13 protein-coding genes, 1 tRNA gene and 3 rRNA genes are annotated in these 19,600 nt (G+C 53.8%); 14 read left to right on the forward strand and 3 right to left on the reverse strand.

Annotation, left to right across the window (positions count from 1 at the left end):
- The first annotated feature begins 228 nt into the window (after nt 1–228).
- The 6 genes from rbsD (at nt 229) to rbsR (ending at nt 6,022) form a co-directional block, all read left to right on the forward strand.
- Nucleotides 229–648, forward strand: a complete 420-nt coding sequence (gene rbsD, locus EGO56_RS00370) for a D-ribose pyranase (protein WP_135907403.1) — start codon at nt 229–231, stop codon at nt 646–648.
- A gap of 7 nt (nt 649–655) precedes the next feature.
- Nucleotides 656–2,164 carry a ribose ABC transporter ATP-binding protein RbsA gene (gene rbsA, locus EGO56_RS00375; protein ID WP_135907404.1) on the forward strand — a complete coding sequence of 503 codons (1,509 nt, stop codon included), beginning with the start codon at nt 656–658 and terminating at the stop codon, nt 2,162–2,164.
- Nucleotides 2,161–3,132 carry a ribose ABC transporter permease gene (gene rbsC / locus EGO56_RS00380; protein WP_013359547.1) on the forward strand — a complete coding sequence of 324 codons (972 nt, stop codon included), beginning with the start codon at nt 2,161–2,163 and terminating at the stop codon, nt 3,130–3,132. Before rbsA ends, rbsC begins: the two co-directional genes overlap by 4 nt.
- Nucleotides 3,133–3,157: 25 nt before the next feature.
- Nucleotides 3,158–4,033 (forward strand): ribose ABC transporter substrate-binding protein RbsB, encoded by an 876-nt coding sequence (gene rbsB, locus EGO56_RS00385; protein ID WP_135907405.1) that lies wholly within the window; start codon nt 3,158–3,160, stop codon nt 4,031–4,033.
- Nucleotides 4,034–4,095: 62 nt separating this feature from the next.
- Complete coding sequence (gene rbsK, locus EGO56_RS00390) at nt 4,096–5,025, forward strand: ribokinase (RefSeq protein ID WP_013359545.1); 930 nt, start codon at nt 4,096–4,098, stop codon at nt 5,023–5,025.
- A 13-nt stretch (nt 5,026–5,038) separates the two neighbouring features.
- Nucleotides 5,039–6,022, forward strand: coding sequence for a ribose operon transcriptional repressor RbsR (rbsR, locus tag EGO56_RS00395; protein WP_135910508.1), 984 nt, complete (start codon nt 5,039–5,041; stop codon nt 6,020–6,022).
- On the opposite strand, the gene mdtD is transcribed toward rbsR, so the two are convergent.
- Nucleotides 6,019–7,419, reverse strand: coding sequence for a multidrug transporter subunit MdtD (gene mdtD / locus EGO56_RS00400; protein ID WP_135907406.1), 1,401 nt, complete (start codon nt 7,417–7,419; stop codon nt 6,019–6,021). The two genes, rbsR and mdtD, sit on opposite strands and share 4 nt — an antisense overlap.
- Before the next feature lie 533 nt (nt 7,420–7,952).
- On the opposite strand from mdtD, the gene EGO56_RS00405 reads away from it, so the two are divergent.
- From EGO56_RS00405 to rrf, 4 genes are all read left to right on the forward strand, one after another.
- A 16S ribosomal RNA gene (locus EGO56_RS00405) occupies nt 7,953–9,491 on the forward strand.
- An 89-nt stretch (nt 9,492–9,580) separates the two neighbouring features.
- Nucleotides 9,581–9,655: transfer RNA gene (locus EGO56_RS00410), tRNA-Glu, on the forward strand.
- A gap of 230 nt (nt 9,656–9,885) precedes the next feature.
- Nucleotides 9,886–12,794, forward strand: a 23S ribosomal RNA gene (locus tag EGO56_RS00415).
- Between the two features lie 197 nt (nt 12,795–12,991).
- Nucleotides 12,992–13,107, forward strand: a 5S ribosomal RNA gene (rrf, locus tag EGO56_RS00420).
- Together the 16S, 23S and 5S rRNA genes with 1 tRNA gene alongside form the textbook arrangement of a ribosomal RNA operon.
- 84 nt (nt 13,108–13,191) lie before the next feature.
- On the opposite strand, the gene mobB is transcribed toward rrf, so the two are convergent.
- Both mobB and mobA read right to left on the reverse strand, forming a co-directional pair.
- Nucleotides 13,192–13,698, reverse strand: a complete 507-nt coding sequence (mobB, locus tag EGO56_RS00425; protein WP_033734753.1) for a molybdopterin-guanine dinucleotide biosynthesis protein MobB — start codon at nt 13,696–13,698, stop codon at nt 13,192–13,194.
- Nucleotide 13,699: 1 nt separating this feature from the next.
- Nucleotides 13,700–14,266, reverse strand: coding sequence for a molybdenum cofactor guanylyltransferase MobA (gene mobA / locus EGO56_RS00430; RefSeq protein ID WP_135907407.1), 567 nt, complete (start codon nt 14,264–14,266; stop codon nt 13,700–13,702).
- 47 nt (nt 14,267–14,313) lie between these two features.
- On the opposite strand from mobA, the gene EGO56_RS00435 reads away from it, so the two are divergent.
- From EGO56_RS00435 to polA, 4 genes are all read left to right on the forward strand, one after another.
- Nucleotides 14,314–14,589 (forward strand): YihD family protein, encoded by a 276-nt coding sequence (locus EGO56_RS00435; protein ID WP_098051976.1) that lies wholly within the window; start codon nt 14,314–14,316, stop codon nt 14,587–14,589.
- A 45-nt stretch (nt 14,590–14,634) separates the two neighbouring features.
- Nucleotides 14,635–15,621: a serine/threonine protein kinase gene (locus tag EGO56_RS00440; protein WP_135910509.1), complete on the forward strand. Its 987-nt coding sequence runs from the start codon at nt 14,635–14,637 to the stop codon at nt 15,619–15,621.
- A gap of 26 nt (nt 15,622–15,647) precedes the next feature.
- Complete coding sequence (gene dsbA / locus EGO56_RS00445) at nt 15,648–16,277, forward strand: thiol:disulfide interchange protein DsbA (RefSeq protein ID WP_061061160.1); 630 nt, start codon at nt 15,648–15,650, stop codon at nt 16,275–16,277.
- A 377-nt stretch (nt 16,278–16,654) separates the two neighbouring features.
- A complete protein-coding gene (polA, locus tag EGO56_RS00455; protein WP_135907408.1) occupies nt 16,655–19,441 on the forward strand; it encodes a DNA polymerase I in 2,787 nt (928 codons plus the stop codon).
- The last annotated feature ends 159 nt before the right edge of the window (nt 19,442–19,600 follow it).

Consider the following 19,600-nt stretch of genomic DNA (forward strand, 5'->3'; position numbering starts at 1 on the left):
CATTGAGCTTATTCATTGCTGCCAGACTCACCCTGATTTGGTTTTGTCAGCAGTCTTAGGGCCGCATTCGCGGCCCTTTTTTCGTTCCCTTCCCCGCCTTAATGCAAATTTCCCCCCGCGTGAGCGAAACGTTTCGATAGCGATCACAGATTTCTTCTTTGCCGGTTGAGTTGATGGCGGCTTTTCATACACTCCAGACAGCGAAACGTTTCGCTGTGGAGTGAAAAGATGAAAAAAGGTCGCCTGTTAAACGCTGAACTCTCACATGTGATTGCCCGCCTGGGACACACGGATACGCTGACGATTGCCGATGCTGGCTTGCCCATTCCGGCAGGACCGCAGCGCATCGACTTAGCGCTCACGCCGGGTACGCCCGATTTTATGCAGGTGGTGAATGCTGTCGCACTGGAGATGCAGGTAGAGAGCGTCCTGATCGCGGAGGAGATTAAGCAGCATAATCCGCACCTTCATAGCGCGCTTGTCGCCGTGCTCGAAGCCTTGCAACAGCACCAGGGGAATCGCATCACCATCAGCTACACCAGTCATGAACAATTCAAACAACAAACGCAGCGTAGTCAGGCGGTCATTCGCAGCGGAGAGTGCTCTCCGTTTGCGAATGTCATCCTCAGCGCCGGTGTGACCTTCTGAGGCCGCTATGCAACCTTTACTGCAACTCGACGGCATTGAAAAATCCTTTCCGGGCGTAAAAGCCCTGAAGGGGGCGTCGCTGAATGTCCGTGCAGGACGCGTGATGGCGCTGGTGGGCGAGAACGGCGCAGGCAAGTCCACCATGATGAAAGTGCTGACCGGGATCTATCAATATGATGCTGGTACGCTGCGCTGGCTCGGCAAAGAGACCCGTTTCAGTGGACCTAAAGCGTCACAGGAAGCGGGTATTGGCATCATCCATCAGGAGCTGAACCTGATCCCTCAGTTAACCGTGGCAGAGAATATATTTCTCGGTCGCGAATATGTGGGGCGTTTTGGCCGTATCCAGTGGCCGCGTATGTATGCCGAAGCCGATGCGCTGCTCAAACGGCTTAATCTGCGCTTCAACAGCCACAAGCTGGTGGGCGATTTGTCGATTGGCGATCAGCAGATGGTCGAAATTGCTAAAGTGCTGAGCTTTGAGTCGCAGGTCATCATCATGGATGAGCCGACCGATGCACTGACCGATACCGAAACGCTGTCGCTGTTCCGGGTGATCAATGAACTGAAAGCGCAGGGCTGCGGCATCGTCTATATCTCGCATCGCATGAAAGAGATTTTTGAGATCTGCGATGACGTCACCGTATTCCGCGACGGTCAGTTTATTGCTGAACGTCCGGTGAGCGAGCTGACCGAAGAGAGCCTGATCGAGATGATGGTCGGACGTAAGCTGGAAGATCAATATCCGCATCTTGATCAGGCGCCAGGCGACGTGCGACTCAAAGTAGAGAACGTCAGCGGGCCGGGCGTGGAGAACGTCAGCTTCAGTCTGCGCAAAGGTGAAATCCTTGGCATCTCGGGTCTGATGGGCGCGGGCCGCACCGAACTGATGAAGGTGCTCTACGGCGCGCTGCCGCGTCGTGAAGGTGCAATGTGGCTTAATGGACGGGAAGTGGTGACGCGTTCGCCGCAGGACGGGCTGGCTAACGGTATCGTCTACATCTCGGAAGATCGTAAGCGTGATGGTCTGGTGCTGGGCATGTCAGTGAAAGAGAACATGTCGCTGACGGCGTTAGGCTATTTCAGTCACGGCAGCGGCACGCTGAAACATGCGGCAGAGCAGCTGGCGGTAGGCGATTTTATCCGGCTGTTCAACGTGAAAACGCTTTCTATGGAGCAGCCGATTGGCCTGCTTTCAGGCGGTAACCAGCAGAAAGTGGCGATTGCCCGCGGTCTGATGACCCGGCCCAACGTGCTGATTCTGGACGAACCGACTCGCGGTGTGGATGTCGGTGCGAAGAAAGAGATCTACCAACTGATTAACCAGTTTAAAGCCGAAGGGCTGAGCATCATCCTGGTCTCCTCGGAAATGCCAGAGGTGCTGGGCATGAGCGATCGGATTCTGGTGATGCATGAAGGCCGTATCAGCGGCGAATTTACCCGTGAAGATGCCACTCAGGAAAGCCTGATGGCAGCCGCCGTAGGCAAGCAACACAGCGAGGATTTAGTGGTATGACGACCCAAACTTTACCGGCCAGCCGTCGCTGGTTTAGCAAAAGCTGGCTTCTGGAACAGAAGTCGCTGATTGCGCTGATGGTGCTGATCGCCGTGGTGGCCAGCCAGAGCCCGAACTTCTTTACCGTGGCGAACCTGTTCAACATTCTGCAGCAGACCTCGGTTAACGCCATTATGGCGGTCGGGATGACACTGGTAATTCTGACCTCCGGTATCGACCTCTCGGTGGGATCGCTGCTGGCCCTGACGGGCGCGGTGGGTGCATCGCTGGTGGGCATGGAGGTCAATGCCCTGGTCGCGGTGGCGGCTTCGCTGGCGCTGGGGGCGGCAATCGGTGCCCTTACCGGGACTATTGTGGCGCGCGGTAAGGTTCAGGCCTTTATCGCCACGCTGGTTATGATGCTGCTACTGCGCGGTGTGACCATGGTCTATACCGATGGCAGCCCGATTAACACCGGTTTCAGTGCCAATGCCGATCTGCTGGGCTGGTTTGGTATTGGTCGCCCGCTGGGTATCCCTGCGCCGGTCTGGCTGATGGCGCTGGTCTTTATCGCCGCCTGGTACATGCTGCAGCACACCCGTCTGGGTCGCTATATCTATGCGCTTGGCGGTAACGAAGCGGCAACGCGTCTCTCTGGCATCAATGTGAATCGCGTCAAAATCATCGTCTATTCACTGAGCGGCATGCTGGCGGCGCTGGCGGGCACCATTGAAGTGGCGCGTCTCTCATCAGCACAGCCGACAGCGGGTACCGGCTATGAGCTGGATGCAATTGCTGCGGTCGTGCTGGGCGGAACCAGCCTGGCTGGCGGTAAAGGCCGTATTTTCGGCACCCTGATTGGCGCGCTGATCCTCGGCTTTCTGAACAACGGCCTGAACCTGATGGGTGTCTCTTCGTACTACCAGATGATCGTTAAAGCGGTAGTCATCCTGCTGGCGGTGCTGGTGGATAATAAAAGCAGTAAATAACTCTGACCTTACACAGGATAATAAGATGAAAAAGTTAACCGCACTGGCCATGATCCTCGGCGCAACGCTCAGTACCAGCGCCATGGCAAAAGATACTATCGCGCTGGTGGTTTCAACCCTGAACAACCCGTTCTTTGTTTCTCTGAAAGAGGGTGCTCAGAAAGAAGCGGACAAACTGGGCTATAACCTGGTGGTGCTGGATTCACAGAACAACCCGGCAAAAGAGCTGGCGAACGTGCAGGATCTGACCGTTCGCGGCACCAAGCTGCTGCTGATCAACCCGACTGACTCTGATGCTGTGGGCAACGCCGTGAAGATGGCTAACCAGGCGAATATTCCTGTCATCACGCTGGACCGCGTTGCGGCACAGGGCACGGTGGTCAGCCACGTCGCTTCCGATAACCGTTTCGGCGGTAAAATGGCCGGTGACTTCATCGCCAAAAAAGTCGGCGAAAATGCCAAAATTATTGAGCTGCAGGGCATTGCCGGAACTTCTGCTGCCCGCGAACGTGGCGAAGGCTTCAAACAGGCCGCTGATGCGCATAAATTCCAGATCCTCGCCAGCCAGCCTGCTGATTTTGACCGTACTAAAGGTCTGAACGTCATGCAGAACCTGCTGCAGGCACACCCGGATGTTCAGGCGGTATTCGCTCAGAACGACGAAATGGCGCTGGGTGCACTGCGTGCGCTGCAGACCGCCGGAAAAACCGGTGTGATCGTGGTGGGTTTTGACGGCACTGCTGATGGCGTGAAAGCCGTGGAAGCTGGCAAACTGATTGCGACCGTGGCACAGATGCCAGAAAAAATTGGCATGATCGGCGTGGATACCGCTGATAAAGTGCTGAAGGGTGAAAAAGTGAAGGCGATCAATCCGGTCGACCTGAAGCTGGTCACTCAATAACTCAAAGAAAAGCAGGGCACCGCGCCACCCTCCCGGTGGCGCACTTATTCCGGACTCCCCTAATGAGCAAAAACGCAAAACTGGCCGTTCTTGGCAGCATTAATGCTGACCACATCCTTAATCTGGCGCACTTCCCTCGTCCCGGTGAAACGGTGATCGGGCAGAATTATCAGGTTGCGTTTGGCGGTAAAGGCGCGAATCAGGCGGTCGCCGCGGGTCGTGCGGGTGCCGATATCGCCTTTATTGGCTGTGTGGGCGCTGACGACATTGGCGAACGTATTCGTGAGCAGCTCGCACAGGACAATATTGATACCACGCCTGTAGAGGTGGTTGAGGGCGAGTCGACCGGAGTGGCGATGATCTTCGTCAACGGTGACGGTGAGAACAATATTGGTATCTACTCCGGGGCAAACGCGGCGCTAACGCCCGATTGCGTGGCGCGTCATCAGCAGGTTATTGCCAGTGCCGATGCACTCTTAATGCAGCTGGAATCGCCGCTGGAGAGCGTGCTGGCCGCCGCGACATTTGCCCGGCAGCATCAGACGCAGGTTATTCTCAATCCGGCACCCGCTACCCCTCTCTCCGATGAGCTGCTGGCGCTGATTGATATTATTACCCCGAATGAGACCGAAGCAGAGAGTCTGACCGGTATTGCGGTTAACAATGATGAAGATGCGGCCCGCGCGGCGGCGGCACTGCATGCGAAAGGCATCGGCACGGTACTGATTACGCTGGGTCGCCGCGGTGTCTGGCTGAGCGAGCAGGGAGACGGTCAGCGTATTGCAGGCTTCAGCGTTAAAGCTATTGATACCATTGCGGCGGGCGACACCTTTAACGGTGCCTTTATTACCGCACGACTGGAGCAGAAGCCGATGTATGACGCGGTGCGATTTGCCCATGCCGCCGCTGCGATTGCCGTTACCCGTTCAGGTGCACAGCCCTCCGTGCCGTGGCGCGCGGAGATCGATGAATTTTTGCAGCAGCAGGGTTAAGCGATTGAGTACCATGAAAGATGTCGCTCGCCTCGCGGGCGTCTCTACCTCCACTGTCTCGCACGTCATTAATAACAATCGCTTTGTCAGTGAAGGCGTGCGGGAAAAAGTTGAGCAGGCTATACGTCATCTTAACTATGCTCCTTCTGCACTGGCCCGCAGTCTGAAAATCAATCAGACGCACACTATCGGTATGCTGCTGACTACCAGCAGTAACCCTTTTTATGCCGAAGTGGTGCGGGGCGTGGAGGAGAGCTGCTATCAGCGTGGCTACAGCCTGATTCTCTGTAATACGGCGGGAGATGAGGAGCGGATGAACCGCAGCCTGGAAACGCTGATGCAGAAGCGTGTCGATGGTTTACTGATCATGTGCACTGAAAGTCACCTGCCGTCGGCAGACATCCTGAATCGTTATCCCTCTATACCTGCGGTGATGATGGACTGGGCACCGTTTGAAGGTCGCGGTGACATCATTCAGGATAACGCGTTGCTGGGCGGCGAGCTGGCCACTCAGCATCTTATCGACAGCGGCTATACCCGCATCGCCTGTATCGCCGGTCCCCAGGATAAAACCCCGGCCCGTATGCGCCTGGAAGGTTATCGCAACGCCATGACTAAGAGTGGCCTGGAGATTTTGCCTGGCTATATCGTGAATGGTGACTTTGAATTTCAGGGTGGCTACAACGGGATGGTCGAGTTGCTGGCGCTGGAAACGCTGCCTGAAGCGATATTTACCAGTAACGATGCGATGGCAGTGGGTGTTTATCACGCCCTCTATCAGGCCGGGATGCGGGTTCCGCAGCAGATGGCAGTCATGGGATATGACGATATTGAACTGGCGCGCTATCTCACTCCGCCACTGAGTACGATTCACCAGCCCAAAGATGCGCTGGGCGAACTGGCGATAGATACCTTAATTCATCGTCTCAGCGATCCCGACGCCAGCCAGCAAACGCTGGTGCTGACGCCGGAGCTGGTGGTACGTGGCTCAGTTTAGCGCTTTTTCTTCCTGTCGCGATTCGTGATCAGATTACGTCCATCGCCGTTTTTCAGCAGCAGAAAAGTCAGCGCTGAAAGCACGGTAACGACACCCATGGTCAGGAACGTGGCATGGAACTGTGAAATGGTGCTGGTTTCAAACTCCTGATAGAAGCGCAGTACCGCAGCACTGACGGCCACACCAAAACTGATCGCTAACTGCTGTGTCACGGCCAGTACGCTGTTACCCCCGCTGGCATTATCATCATCCAGGTCGGCCAGAGTAATGGTGTTCATGGCGGTGAACTGCGTAGACATGGCCATACCGAGAACAAACAGCGGAAGCAACAGCACAAAGATGCTTTCAGCAGGCGACTGCAGAGAGAAGCTGGCGATCAGGATGCCAATAATAGCGGTGATGCCGACCAGCAGGCGGCGGTAGCCCAGCCAGCGCAGCAGTTGTGTCACCGTCGACTTCGCCAGTATTGAACCAATGGCGGTAGGCGCCATCATGCAGCCTGCAATAATAGCTGAATAGCCAAAGCCAACCTGCAACATGAGCGGCATCAAAAAGGGCACACAGCCTGTGCCGAGACGAGAAGCAATATTGCCGCCGATGCCGACTGAGAAGGTCCGGGTTTTAAACATCGGCAGGTTGATGAGGGGCGACGGGTGATTTCGGGCATGTACTATATAGAGAAGTAAAAGCACGATGCCGCTGAGTAATATCCCGCCGGCCAGCCAGGCGGAAACAATCCGCTCACCGAACAGCTCAATCCCAATCGAGATCATCACCAGTCCAGCCCCGAACAGTATAAAGCCCAGAAAGTCGAAGCGGCGCTTTGGCGTGGTGAAGTCCGGCATATATTTGCGTGCGTAGATAATGCCGAGTATGCCTATCGGGATATTAATCAGGAAGATCCAGTGCCACGTCGCATAGGTTACCAGCACACCGCCCAGCATCGGGCCCAGTATCGGGCCAACTAATCCTGGCATGGTGACGAAATTGAGCACCGGCAGCAGTTCACTGCGCGGATAGGCGCGTAGCAGCGCCAGTCGTGCGACCGGCATCATCATTGCGCCACCCACGCCCTGTACGATTCGCGATATAACCAGCACCGAAAGCGTCGGTGAGAGCGCACAAGCCAGCGAGCCGAGGGTGAACAGCGAAACCGCAATGATAAATACCTTGCGCGTGCCGAAGCGATCGGCGAGCCAGCCGCTGACCGGAATCAGCATCGCGACAGTGAGGGTGTAACTGATGACGGCGGATTGCATGGCCAGGGGAGAACGGTCGAGGCTGGTGGCGATAGCGGGCAGGGCAGTATTCAGTATAGTGGCGTCGAGTGACTGCATGAAAAAGGCCATAGCCGCTATCCATGGCAAACCGGCCATGCTGCGCGAGGATTTTATCATTGAGTGTCCTTCCTGGGGTTATCCTGCGAGAAGAAGCAAAATAATAGCACCCGTAACCTGCAACGGCAGGTCTCTTTACAACGTTTGATCGCTGTTTTTGTGCGTTATTCGGCCATGAAACGTCTCTTTTTAAGCCGTTCGTTTAAAAAAGATGCGCTCAGTAAATTAATTCGAAGAAACACTTGTCAGCCTGAGGAAACTCCCTATAATGCGCCTCCATCGACACGGAACACCGGCAACGGGAAACGGGTTGAGAGGCACGGGAGACTGCGCCGCCGGAGAAAAACTTCTGAGAAAGAGGTTGACTCTGCAGGAGGAAAGCGTAATATACGCCACCTCGCGACAGGACGCTAACGCACTGTTCGCACTGCTCTTTAACAATTTATCAGACAATCTGTGTGGGCACTCGCAGGATTGATATCAGCGTCTCCGGACGTAAAAAAATATCAAGTCTCACGAGTGAACACATAATGAAATTCATTATGACGTTTTACAGATGAGCACCGCTTAACTTGTTTAAGCAAATCAAACTTAAATTGAAGAGTTTGATCATGGCTCAGATTGAACGCTGGCGGCAGGCCTAACACATGCAAGTCGGACGGTAGCACAGAGAGCTTGCTCTCGGGTGACGAGTGGCGGACGGGTGAGTAATGTCTGGGGATCTGCCCGATAGAGGGGGATAACCACTGGAAACGGTGGCTAATACCGCATAACGTCGCAAGACCAAAGAGGGGGACCTTCGGGCCTCTCACTATCGGATGAACCCAGATGGGATTAGCTAGTAGGCGGGGTAATGGCCCACCTAGGCGACGATCCCTAGCTGGTCTGAGAGGATGACCAGCCACACTGGAACTGAGACACGGTCCAGACTCCTACGGGAGGCAGCAGTGGGGAATATTGCACAATGGGCGCAAGCCTGATGCAGCCATGCCGCGTGTATGAAGAAGGCCTTCGGGTTGTAAAGTACTTTCAGCGGGGAGGAAGGCGATGCGGTTAATAACCGCGTCGATTGACGTTACCCGCAGAAGAAGCACCGGCTAACTCCGTGCCAGCAGCCGCGGTAATACGGAGGGTGCAAGCGTTAATCGGAATTACTGGGCGTAAAGCGCACGCAGGCGGTCTGTTAAGTCAGATGTGAAATCCCCGGGCTTAACCTGGGAACTGCATTTGAAACTGGCAGGCTTGAGTCTTGTAGAGGGGGGTAGAATTCCAGGTGTAGCGGTGAAATGCGTAGAGATCTGGAGGAATACCGGTGGCGAAGGCGGCCCCCTGGACAAAGACTGACGCTCAGGTGCGAAAGCGTGGGGAGCAAACAGGATTAGATACCACGGTAGTCCACGCCGTAAACGATGTCGACTTGGAGGTTGTTCCCCTGAGGAGTGGCTTCCGGAGCTAACGCGTTAAGTCGACCGCACGGGAGTACGGCCGCAAGGTTAAAACTCAAATGAATTGACGGGGGCCCGCACAAGCGGTGGAGCATGTGGTTTAATTCGATGCAACGCGAAGAACCTTACCTACTCTTGACATCCAGAGAACTTAGCAGAGATGCTTTGGTGCCTTCGGGAACTCTGAGACAGGTGCTGCATGGCTGTCGTCAGCTCGTGTTGTGAAATGTTGGGTTAAGTCCCGCAACGAGCGCAACCCTTATCCTTTGTTGCCAGCGATTCGGTCGGGAACTCAAAGGAGACTGCCGGTGATAAACCGGAGGAAGGTGGGGATGACGTCAAGTCATCATGGCCCTTACGAGTAGGGCTACACACGTGCTACAATGGCGCATACAAAGAGAAGCGACCTCGCGAGAGCAAGCGGACCTCACAAAGTGCGTCGTAGTCCGGATCGGAGTCTGCAACTCGACTCCGTGAAGTCGGAATCGCTAGTAATCGTGGATCAGAATGCCACGGTGAATACGTTCCCGGGCCTTGTACACACCGCCCGTCACACCATGGGAGTGGGTTGCAAAAGAAGTAGGTAGCTTAACCTTCGGGAGGGCGCTTACCACTTTGTGATTCATGACTGGGGTGAAGTCGTAACAAGGTAACCGTAGGGGAACCTGCGGTTGGATCACCTCCTTACCTGAAGATACCTTCCGGCGCAGTGCTCACACAGATTGTCTGATAAAAAAGTAATGAGCAGGACGGCTGCGAAGTCGTGACACTATCGTGTCCCCTTCGTCTAGCGGTTAGGACTCCGCCCTTTCACGGCGGCAACAGGGGTTCGAATCCCCTAGGGGACGCCACCTGCTTGGTGACAGGTGAAAGGTGTCTCCATACAGTATCTCAAAACCGTTCTGGTTGCGTAAGCAGCCGGGCCGCGTTTGAGATATTTGCTCTTTAACAATCCGGAACAAGCTGAAAATTGAAACGACGTGTCGTTTTCATTCTCCGTAATAAGAATGAAAAACGCGACATGTTCGAGTCTCTCAAATGCTTGCAGCTCGCAGCGTTGTAAAACGCCTGTGGGTTGTGAGGTTAAGCGACTAAGCGTACACGGTGGATGCCCAGGCAGTCAGAGGCGATGAAGGACGTGCTAATCTGCGTAAAGCGACGGTAAGGTGATATGAACCGCTACAGCCGTCGATGTCCGAATGGGGAAACCCGGTGCACTCTGTGCATCATTGCAGCATGAATACATAGTGCTGCAAGGCGAACCGGGGGGAACTGAAACATCTAAGTACCCCGAGGAAAAGAAATCAACCGAGATTCCCCCAGTAGCGGCGAGCGAACGGGGAGCAGCCCAGAGCCTGAATCAGCATGTGTGTTAGTGGAAGCGTCTGGAAAGTCGCAGGGTACAGGGTGATACTCCCGTACACAAAAGCGCATATGCTGTGAGCTCGATGAGTAAGGCGGGACACGTGGTATCCTGTCTGAATATGGGGGGACCATCCTCCAAGGCTAAATACTCCTGACTGACCGATAGTGAACCAGTACCGTGAGGGAAAGGCGAAAAGAACCCCGGCGAGGGGAGTGAAACAGAACCTGAAACCGTGTACGTACAAGCAGTGGGAGCCTTCTTTATGGGGGTGACTGCGTACCTTTTGTATAATGGGTCAGCGACTTATATTCTGTAGCAAGGTTAACCGTATAGGGGAGCCGCAGGGAAACCGAGTCTTAACTGGGCGTTAAGTTGCAGGGTATAGACCCGAAACCCGGTGATCTAGCCATGGGCAGGTTGAAGGTTGGGTAACACTAACTGGAGGACCGAACCGACTAATGTTGAAAAATTAGCGGATGACCTGTGGCTGGGGGTGAAAGGCCAATCAAACCGGGAGATAGCTGGTTCTCCCCGAAAGCTATTTAGGTAGCGCCTCGTGAACTCATCCTCGGGGGTAGAGCACTGTTTCGGCTAGGGGGGCCATCCCGGCTTACCAACCCGATGCAAACTGCGAATACCGAGGAATGTTATCACGGGAGACACACGGCGGGTGCTAACGTCCATCGTGAAGAGGGAAACAACCCAGACCGCCAGCTAAGGTCCCAAAGTCATGGTTAAGTGGGAAACGATGTGGGAAGGCACAGACAGCCAGGATGTTGGCTTAGAAGCAGCCATCATTTAAAGAAAGCGTAATAGCTCACTGGTCGAGTCGGCCTGCGCGGAAGATGTAACGGGGCTAAACCATGCACCGAAGCTGCGGCAGCGACGCTTATGCGTTGTTGGGTAGGGGAGCGTTCTGTAAGCCGTCGAAGGTGTGCTGTGAGGCATGCTGGAGGTATCAGAAGTGCGAATGCTGACATAAGTAACGATAAAGCGGGTGAAAAGCCCGCTCGCCGGAAGACCAAGGGTTCCTGTTCAACGTTAATCGGAGCAGGGTGAGTCGACCCCTAAGGCGAGGCCGAAAGGCGTAGTCGATGGGAAACAGGTTAATATTCCTGTACTCGGTGTTACTGCGAAGGGGGGACGGAGAAGGCTATATCAGCCGGGCGACGGTTGTCCCGGTTTAAGCGTGTAGGCGGAGGGTCCGGTAAATCCGGTCCCTTATCAACGCTGAGGCGTGACGACGAGGCACTACGGTGCTGAAGTGATAAATGCCCAGCTTCGGGGAAAAGCCTCTAAGCATCAGGTAACACAGAATCGTACCCCAAACCGACACAGGTGGTCAGGTAGAGAATACCAAGGCGCTTGAGAGAACTCGGGTGAAGGAACTAGGCAAAATGGTGCCGTAACTTCGGGAGAAGGCACGCTGGCGCGTAGGTGGAGGGACTTGCTCCCCGAGCCGAAGCCAGTCGAAGATACCAGCTGGCTGCAACTGTTTATTAAAACACAGCACTGTGCAAACACGAAAGTGGACGTATACGGTGTGACGCCTGCCCGGTGCCGGAAGGTTAATTGATGGGGTTATCCGCAAGGAGAAGCTCTTGATCGAAGCCCCGGTAAACGGCGGCCGTAACTATAACGGTCCTAAGGTAGCGAAATTCCTTGTCGGGTAAGTTCCGACCTGCACGAATGGCGTAATGATGGCGAGGCTGTCTCCACCCGAGACTCAGTGAAATTGAACTCGCTGTGAAGATGCAGTGTACCCGCGGCAAGACGGAAAGACCCCGTGAACCTTTACTACAGCTTGACACTGAACATTGAGCCTTGATGTGTAGGATAGGTGGGAGGCTTTGAAGCGCGGACGCCAGTCTGCGTGGAGCCAACCTTGAAATACCACCCTTTAATGTTTGATGTTCTAACGTAGGCCCGTAATCCGGGCTGCGGACAGTGTCTGGTGGGTAGTTTGACTGGGGCGGTCTCCTCCTAAAGAGTAACGGAGGAGCACGAAGGTCAGCTAATCACGGTCGGACATCGTGAGGTTAGTGCAATGGCATAAGCTGGCTTGACTGCGAGAGTGACGGCTCGAGCAGGTGCGAAAGCAGGTCATAGTGATCCGGTGGTTCTGAATGGAAGGGCCATCGCTCAACGGATAAAAGGTACTCCGGGGATAACAGGCTGATACCGCCCAAGAGTTCATATCGACGGCGGTGTTTGGCACCTCGATGTCGGCTCATCACATCACGGGGCTGAAGTAGGTCCCAAGGGTACGGCTGTTCGCCGTTTAAAGTGGTACGCGAGCTGGGTTTAGAACGTCGTGAGACAGTTCGGTCCCTATCTGCCGTGGGCGCTGGAGAATTGAGGGGGGTTGCTCCTAGTACGAGAGGACCGGAGTGAACGCACCACTGGTGTTCGGGTTGTCATGCCAATGGCATTGCCCGGTAGCTAAGTGCGGAAAAGATAAGTGCTGAAAGCATCTAAGCACGAAACTTGCCCCGAGATGAGTTCTCCCTGACCCCTTGAGGGTCCTGAAGGGACGTTGAAGACTACGACGTTGATAGGCCGGGTGTGTAAGCGCAGCGATGCGTTGAGCTAACCGGTACTAATGACCCGTGAGGCTTAACCTTACAACGCCAGAGGCGTTTTTGAGAGACACGATTTTCAGCTTATTCCGGATAAAATTAGCGGAAACGAAAGATTTTGCGGCGTGACAGGGCGCAGAGCGAAGACATCAGCGGGAGCATACTGAGGTATGTGACCGGTGTGGCTGAGCGATGGCAACACGGTCATGGCGTAAAAGGTTCGTTTCGTGCACCAAGATTTGCCTGGCGGCTGTAGCGCGGTGGTCCCACCTGACCCCATGCCGAACTCAGAAGTGAAACGCCGTAGCGCCGATGGTAGTGTGGGGCCTCCCCATGCGAGAGTAGGGAACTGCCAGGCATTAAATAAGTGAAGAAGCCCCGCACGAAAGTGCGGGGCTTTTTTACGTCTGCAGATCGTGAAAAACACGAAAACTTCCCCGTTTCAGCGCTTTTTCAGCCAGTCTGCAATGAAATCTGCCACGCTATCAGGACGATTTATATCCAGAACCGGCACATTCAGCGCTAATTTCTGATCGCTGGCGACAGCGATCACCTGCTCATCAAGCAGTTCCTCGATGCCACCTTTGATCCCGGCACGCCAGAGAACAATCTTAGGCACCGATTCCTCTTTAAAGCCCTCAACCAGCACTATCTCCAGCACAGAGTGATCCATACGGCTGAGCAGATAAGGCAGATCAATCGACTGCTTTTCCGGTGTCTCACACATCAATGCCCACCGCTCAGAACTGGCAACCATTACCTGACTGGCGCCCGCTTTTCTGAGCAAATAGCTATCTTTGCCTGGCGTATCTACATCCATCTCATGATGCGTGTGCTTAATCAGCCCGGCGCGGATCCCTTTACTAAGAAGAATTGGTATCACCTGCTGTAATAGCGTGGTTTTGCCGGTACCACTCCAGCCAACAATCGCGAGTAAGGGTAATGACATATCAGCCTCTTTCATTCAGGTCATCAGGCGTATTGATATTGCGGAAGGCAGATTCATCATCATCCAGATGAACAGCATGGCCGCCGTGGTCGCGCAGGAAATGCATCAGACGTCGTTCGCCGGCGTGAAGATAGGCATGAAGAGGCGCTGCCATCTTCCGATGAATCAGCGCCAGCGTGGGGTGGTCGCGTGATTGTGAGCGGACCCAGACTGCAGGGGCGTCTCCACGTTGTTCAGCCAGTTTTTCAACGAAGTTAAGAGGAACTGCAGGCGTATCACAGGAGCAAAAGGCAGCCCATTCACCGTCGATGGCCACTAATGCACTGTAGATACCAGCCAGCGGACCCGGATAGCCATCAAAAACATCCTGCACAACCCGACACTCGCTTAACTGATAGCGATCAATATTACGATTGGCATTAATCATGACAATGTCGACTTGTGGCCTGAGCCGTTCAAGGACATGCTGATAAAGCGGCCTGCCATCCAGTTGCACTAATCCTTTATCCTGACCACCCATACGGCGGCCCTGACCACCGGCCAGAATGATGCCGGTCAATATTGTCATGGCTTTGCCCTCGCTGATGACGCACTGTGAATAACGGAGAAACCTCAATGAAATGCCATCGTTTAAACGAGTTGATCGAACTGCTGCAACCCGCCTGGCAAAAAGAGCCTGACCTGAATCTGGTCACATTTTTGCAGAAACTGGCGCAGGAATCTGGTTTCAGTGGCCCGTTAAGTGAATTAACCGACGATGTATTAATTTACCATCTCAAAATGCGTGACTCGGCCAGCGATGATGCGATCCCAGGCCTGAAAAAAGACTATGAAGTTGATTTCAAAACCGCACTGCTCCGCGCACGGGGTGTCATTAAACAGGACGAGTAGTGTTATCCTTGGCAGCTAAATGCAAGGGCAACTACAGGTAATATGATGAGCGACGCTGCTTTCAACTTCCAGACATTGAATCCCGACGTATTGCTTGATGCGCTCTGGGATACAGGAATTCGCGTCGAATCAGGTCTGACAGCCCTGAACAGCTATGAGAACCGGGTTTACCAATTCAGCGATGATGAAAAACGTCGCTATGTCGCGAAGTTTTATCGCCCACAGCGCTGGCGTGCTGAACAGATCGCTGAAGAGCATCAGTATGCGCTCGATCTGCTGGCTGATGAGGTGCCCATCGCGGCACCATTGCGGTTAAAGGGCGAGACACTGCACAGCCACGCTGGCTTCTTCTTTGCCGTATTTCCCAGTCTGGGCGGACGGCAATATGAGACAGACAATGAAGATCAGATGGAATGGGTAGGCCGCTTCCTGGGCCGCATTCATCAGACCGGGCGCAAAGCGCTGTTCAGCCATCGTCCTGCCATCGGTCTTGATGAGTATCTGCATGAACCCCGGCAGGCGCTGGAGCACTCACAATTAGTGCCTGCTTCGCTTAAGACCGCGCTGCTACAGGCTATCGATAAGCTGGGTAACACCCTGCAGCAACAGTGGCATACCACGTGGCAGCCGCTACGATTACATGGCGACTGTCATCCGGGGAATATCCTGTGGCGCGATGGACCGCTATTTGTCGATCTGGATGATGCCCGTAATGGTCCGGCGGTACAGGATTTGTGGATGCTCATCAGCGGCGATCGACAGGAACAGCGTATACAGTGGGATATCCTGCTGGAGGCTTACAGTGAATTCAGTGACTTTGATATTAATGAATTGTCACTGATTGAACCTTTACGCGCTATGCGCATGGTTTATTATCTGGCCTGGGTTGTCCGACGCTGGCAGGATCCCGCTTTTCCGCGCGCTTTCCCCTGGATGACAGATGAAGATTTCTGGCGCAGGCAAATTTCACTCTTTACCGAGCAGGAGAAGCTGTTGCAGGAACCTCCTCTGCAGCTGACACCGCAATATTAACGACGTAGTCAGGAGAAGTTTTCACGATGAAAAAAATTTGGTTTGCACTGATGGGTTTAGTGCTGGCATTCAGCGCGTCTGCTGCCCAGTTCACTGAAGGTAAACAATATGTGAGTCTGCCAAAACCTGTGGCCAGTGAACCTCAGGTGATGGAGTTCTTCTCCTTCTTCTGCCCGCACTGCTATCAGTTTGAACGTATTTATCACGTTAATGACGCGGTGAAAAAGAATCTGCCTGCTGATACAAAGCTGGTGAAATACCACGTCGATTTCCTTGGTGGTGATCTGGGACCGGTTGTGACTCAGGCCTGGGCTGTCGCCATGGCGCTGGGCGTTGAAGATAAGGTGACTGCACCGATCTTTGATGGCATTCAGAAAACGCAGACCATTACCGATCCTGCCAGTCTGAAAGAGACTTTTGTTAAAGCGGCCGGTATCTCCGCTGCTGACTACGATGCTGCCTGGAACAGCTTTGCCGTAAAAGCGCTGGTTGCACAACAGCAGAAAGCGGCTGCGGATGTTGATCTGCGCGGTGTGCCAGCGATGTTCGTAAATGGCAAATATATGGTGAACAACGGCGGCCTCGATACCAGCTCTATGGACAATTTCGTTGCTGATTACGCGAACGTGGTTAAATTCCTCGTAAGCCAGAAGTAATCTGCCTTACCACCCCATCTGACGCCAGCTCTGCTGGCGTTTTTTTATGCCATTAAACAGAGACGTAAATTTTGTCCATCTCCAGGGCATAAATTTAATATCCACACAAGGGATCACGTAATTAAAAATGGCGATCGGGTCACGGAAATTAAATAAGACACTGAAAATTATTGTTTTTATCAGTGGTTAAATCATTCAGGATCCTGAATAACAGCGCGATATAATTTTTACGCACAAAGTTATCCACAGAATGATCGTTGCGATCTTTCCTCCAGAACCGTTAAAAACGCGACATATCCTGCGCCTTAGTTCACCATTTCCGCCAGCTTGTGGCATCCTTATAGACCAACCCATAGCAACGAAGACAACACAGACTTATGGCGCAAATAGCAGAAAATCCCCTCATTCTGGTCGATGGCTCATCCTATCTTTATCGCGCGTATCACGCATTTCCGCCGCTGACCAATAGTGCAGGTGAACCCACTGGCGCCATGTACGGCGTGCTCAACATGCTGAAAAGCCTGCTGGCGCAATATAATCCGAGTCACGTTGCTGTGGTGTTCGATGCCAAAGGCAAAACCTTCAGGGATGAGCTGTTCGAGCATTATAAATCTCATCGTCCGCCGATGCCTGACGAACTGCGGGCGCAAATCGAGCCGCTGCATGAGATGGTGCGGGCGATGGGTCTGCCGCTACTGGCTGTGAGCGGCGTTGAAGCCGATGATGTTATCGGTACGCTGGCGCTGGAAGCGGAGAAAAAAGGGCTTTCAGTGCTGATCAGCACCGGCGACAAGGATATGGCGCAGCTGGTCACGCCAGCCATCACGCTGATTAACACCATGAGCAACACCATCCTGGGGCCGGAAGAGGTCGAGCAGAAATATGGTGTGCCACCGGCCTTAATCATCGATTTTCTGGCCATGATGGGCGACAGCTCAGATAACATCCCTGGCGTTCCCGGCGTGGGCGAGAAAACGGCACAGGCTCTGCTGCAGGGTCTGGGCAGCATGCAGACCATCTATGACAATCTGGACAAGGTAGCCGATCTCGGGTTCCGTGGTGCCAAAACCATGGCGACCAAACTTGAGCAGAATCGGGATGTGGCCTTCCTCTCTTACCAGCTGGCGACCATTAAGACCGACGTTGAGCTGGCGCTGCCCTGTGAAGAGCTTACGGTCACGGAACCCGATGTCGAAGCATTGCAGGCCCTGTTCAGTCGGTACGAATTCAAACGCTGGCTGAGCGACCTGCAGGATGGGAAATGGCTGCAGGGCAAGAAGAGCAATACTCAGGCACAGAAAGCGCTCTCTGATGAGCCGGTTGCTGTGCCTGAAACCAGCAGCGTATTACCGACCGAGAATTATGTCACCATTCTGGATCAGGATCTTTTCGACAGCTGGCTGGAGAAACTGAAAAAAAGCGAGGTCTTTGCCTTTGATCTGGAGACCGACGCGCTGGATACCCTGAGCGCTAACATCGTGGGCATCAGCTTCGCGATTGCGCCCGGCGAAGCCGCCTACCTGCCGGTTGCCCACGACTATCTCGATGCGCCTGACCAACTGGATCGCGCGGCCGTTCTGGCACAGCTCAAGCCCCTGCTGGAAGATGACAGCGCCTGGAAAGTGGGCCAGAACCTGAAATACGATCGTGGCGTACTGAAAAACTACGATATTGAACTGGCCGGTATCAAATTCGACACCATGCTTGAGTCCTATATTCTCAACAGCGTGGTGGGTAAACATGACATGGATAGCCTGGCTGCTCGCTGGCTTAACCACAAAACGGTCACCTTTCAGGAGATCGCTGGTAAGGGCAAAAATCAGCTGACGTTCAATCAAATCGCATTGGAGCAGGCATCCCATTATGCTGCCGAAGATGCCGATGTGACCCTGCAGTTGCATCTGAAGATGTGGCCAGAGCTGGAGAAAGAGGCGGGCCCGAGAAAAGTCTTTGAGCAGATTGAGATGCCGTTACTGACGGTCATTTCCAGGATTGAGCGCAATGGCGTGTTAATCGATCAGGCTATTCTGGCGCAACACTCGAAAGAGCTGACTGCCCGACTGGCTGAGCTTGAATTAAAAGCACATGAGCTGGCGGGAGAACCCTTCAACCTCTCATCCACCAAGCAGCTGCAGGTGATCCTGTTTGAAAAACAGGGTATCAAACCGACGAAGAAAACACCGGGCGGTGCGCCGTCAACCAGCGAAGAGGTGTTAGCTGAGCTGGCACTCGACTATCCGCTGCCCAAAGTGATTCTGGAACATCGCGGCTTATCCAAGCTTAAGTCGACCTATACGGATAAATTACCCCTGATGATCAATCCGCTGAGCGGGAGGGTGCATACCTCTTATCATCAGGCCGTTACCGCAACCGGTCGCTTATCCTCTGCCGATCCGAATCTGCAAAACATCCCGGTGCGTAATGACGAAGGACGCCGAATCCGTCAGGCCTTTGTCGCGGCCAAAGGTTATCGCATTGTGGCGGCAGACTATTCGCAAATCGAACTGCGTATCATGGCGCATCTCTCTCAGGATAAAGGATTACTGGATGCTTTTGCCCAGGGCGAAGATATTCACCGTGCCACGGCATCCGAAGTATTTGGTGTACCACTGGACAAGGTCAGCGCCGAACAGCGCCGTAGTGCGAAAGCGATCAACTTTGGTCTGATCTATGGCATGAGTGCATTTGGTCTGTCGCGTCAGCTGAACATTGGCGCAGGCGAAGCGAAAAAGTATATGGACCTCTACTTTGAACGTTATCCGGGCGTACTGCGCTATATGGAGAACACCCGTCAGCTGGCGGCAAGTAAAGGCTATGTCGAAACGATTGAAGGCCGTCGACTGTGGTTACCGGATATTAAATCCAGCAATGCCATTCGCCGGAAAGCCGCTGAACGTGCCGCGATCAATGCGCCGATGCAGGGAACGGCAGCAGATATTATCAAGCGGGCGATGATTGCTGTTGATGCGTGGCTGGAACAGCAAAACGACAATAGTGTCAGAATGATCATGCAGGTTCACGATGAACTGGTGTTCGAAGTGAAAGCGGAGGCCGTTGAAGCAGCCAGCCAGAAAATCCGCGCGCTGATGGAGGGTAGCGTGCAGCTCGACGTGCCTTTACTGGTTGAAGTCGGGGTGGGTGACAACTGGGATGAAGCCCACTGATTCACGGCTTCAGGTCGGTTCCACAGAACGGAATCGACCCTTAATCAGGTATAAGTAAATCGTTTAATTGCCTGGTTTAACCCGGCCAGCGCTGGTACTGAGATTACGCGCTTTTCTAACTGCTTATCGGCTAAACACTTTTTTCGTTATTTAACTACA

Origin of the sequence: Pantoea vagans (genome assembly GCF_004792415.1) — a bacterium.
GTDB lineage: Bacteria > Pseudomonadota > Gammaproteobacteria > Enterobacterales > Enterobacteriaceae > Pantoea > Pantoea vagans.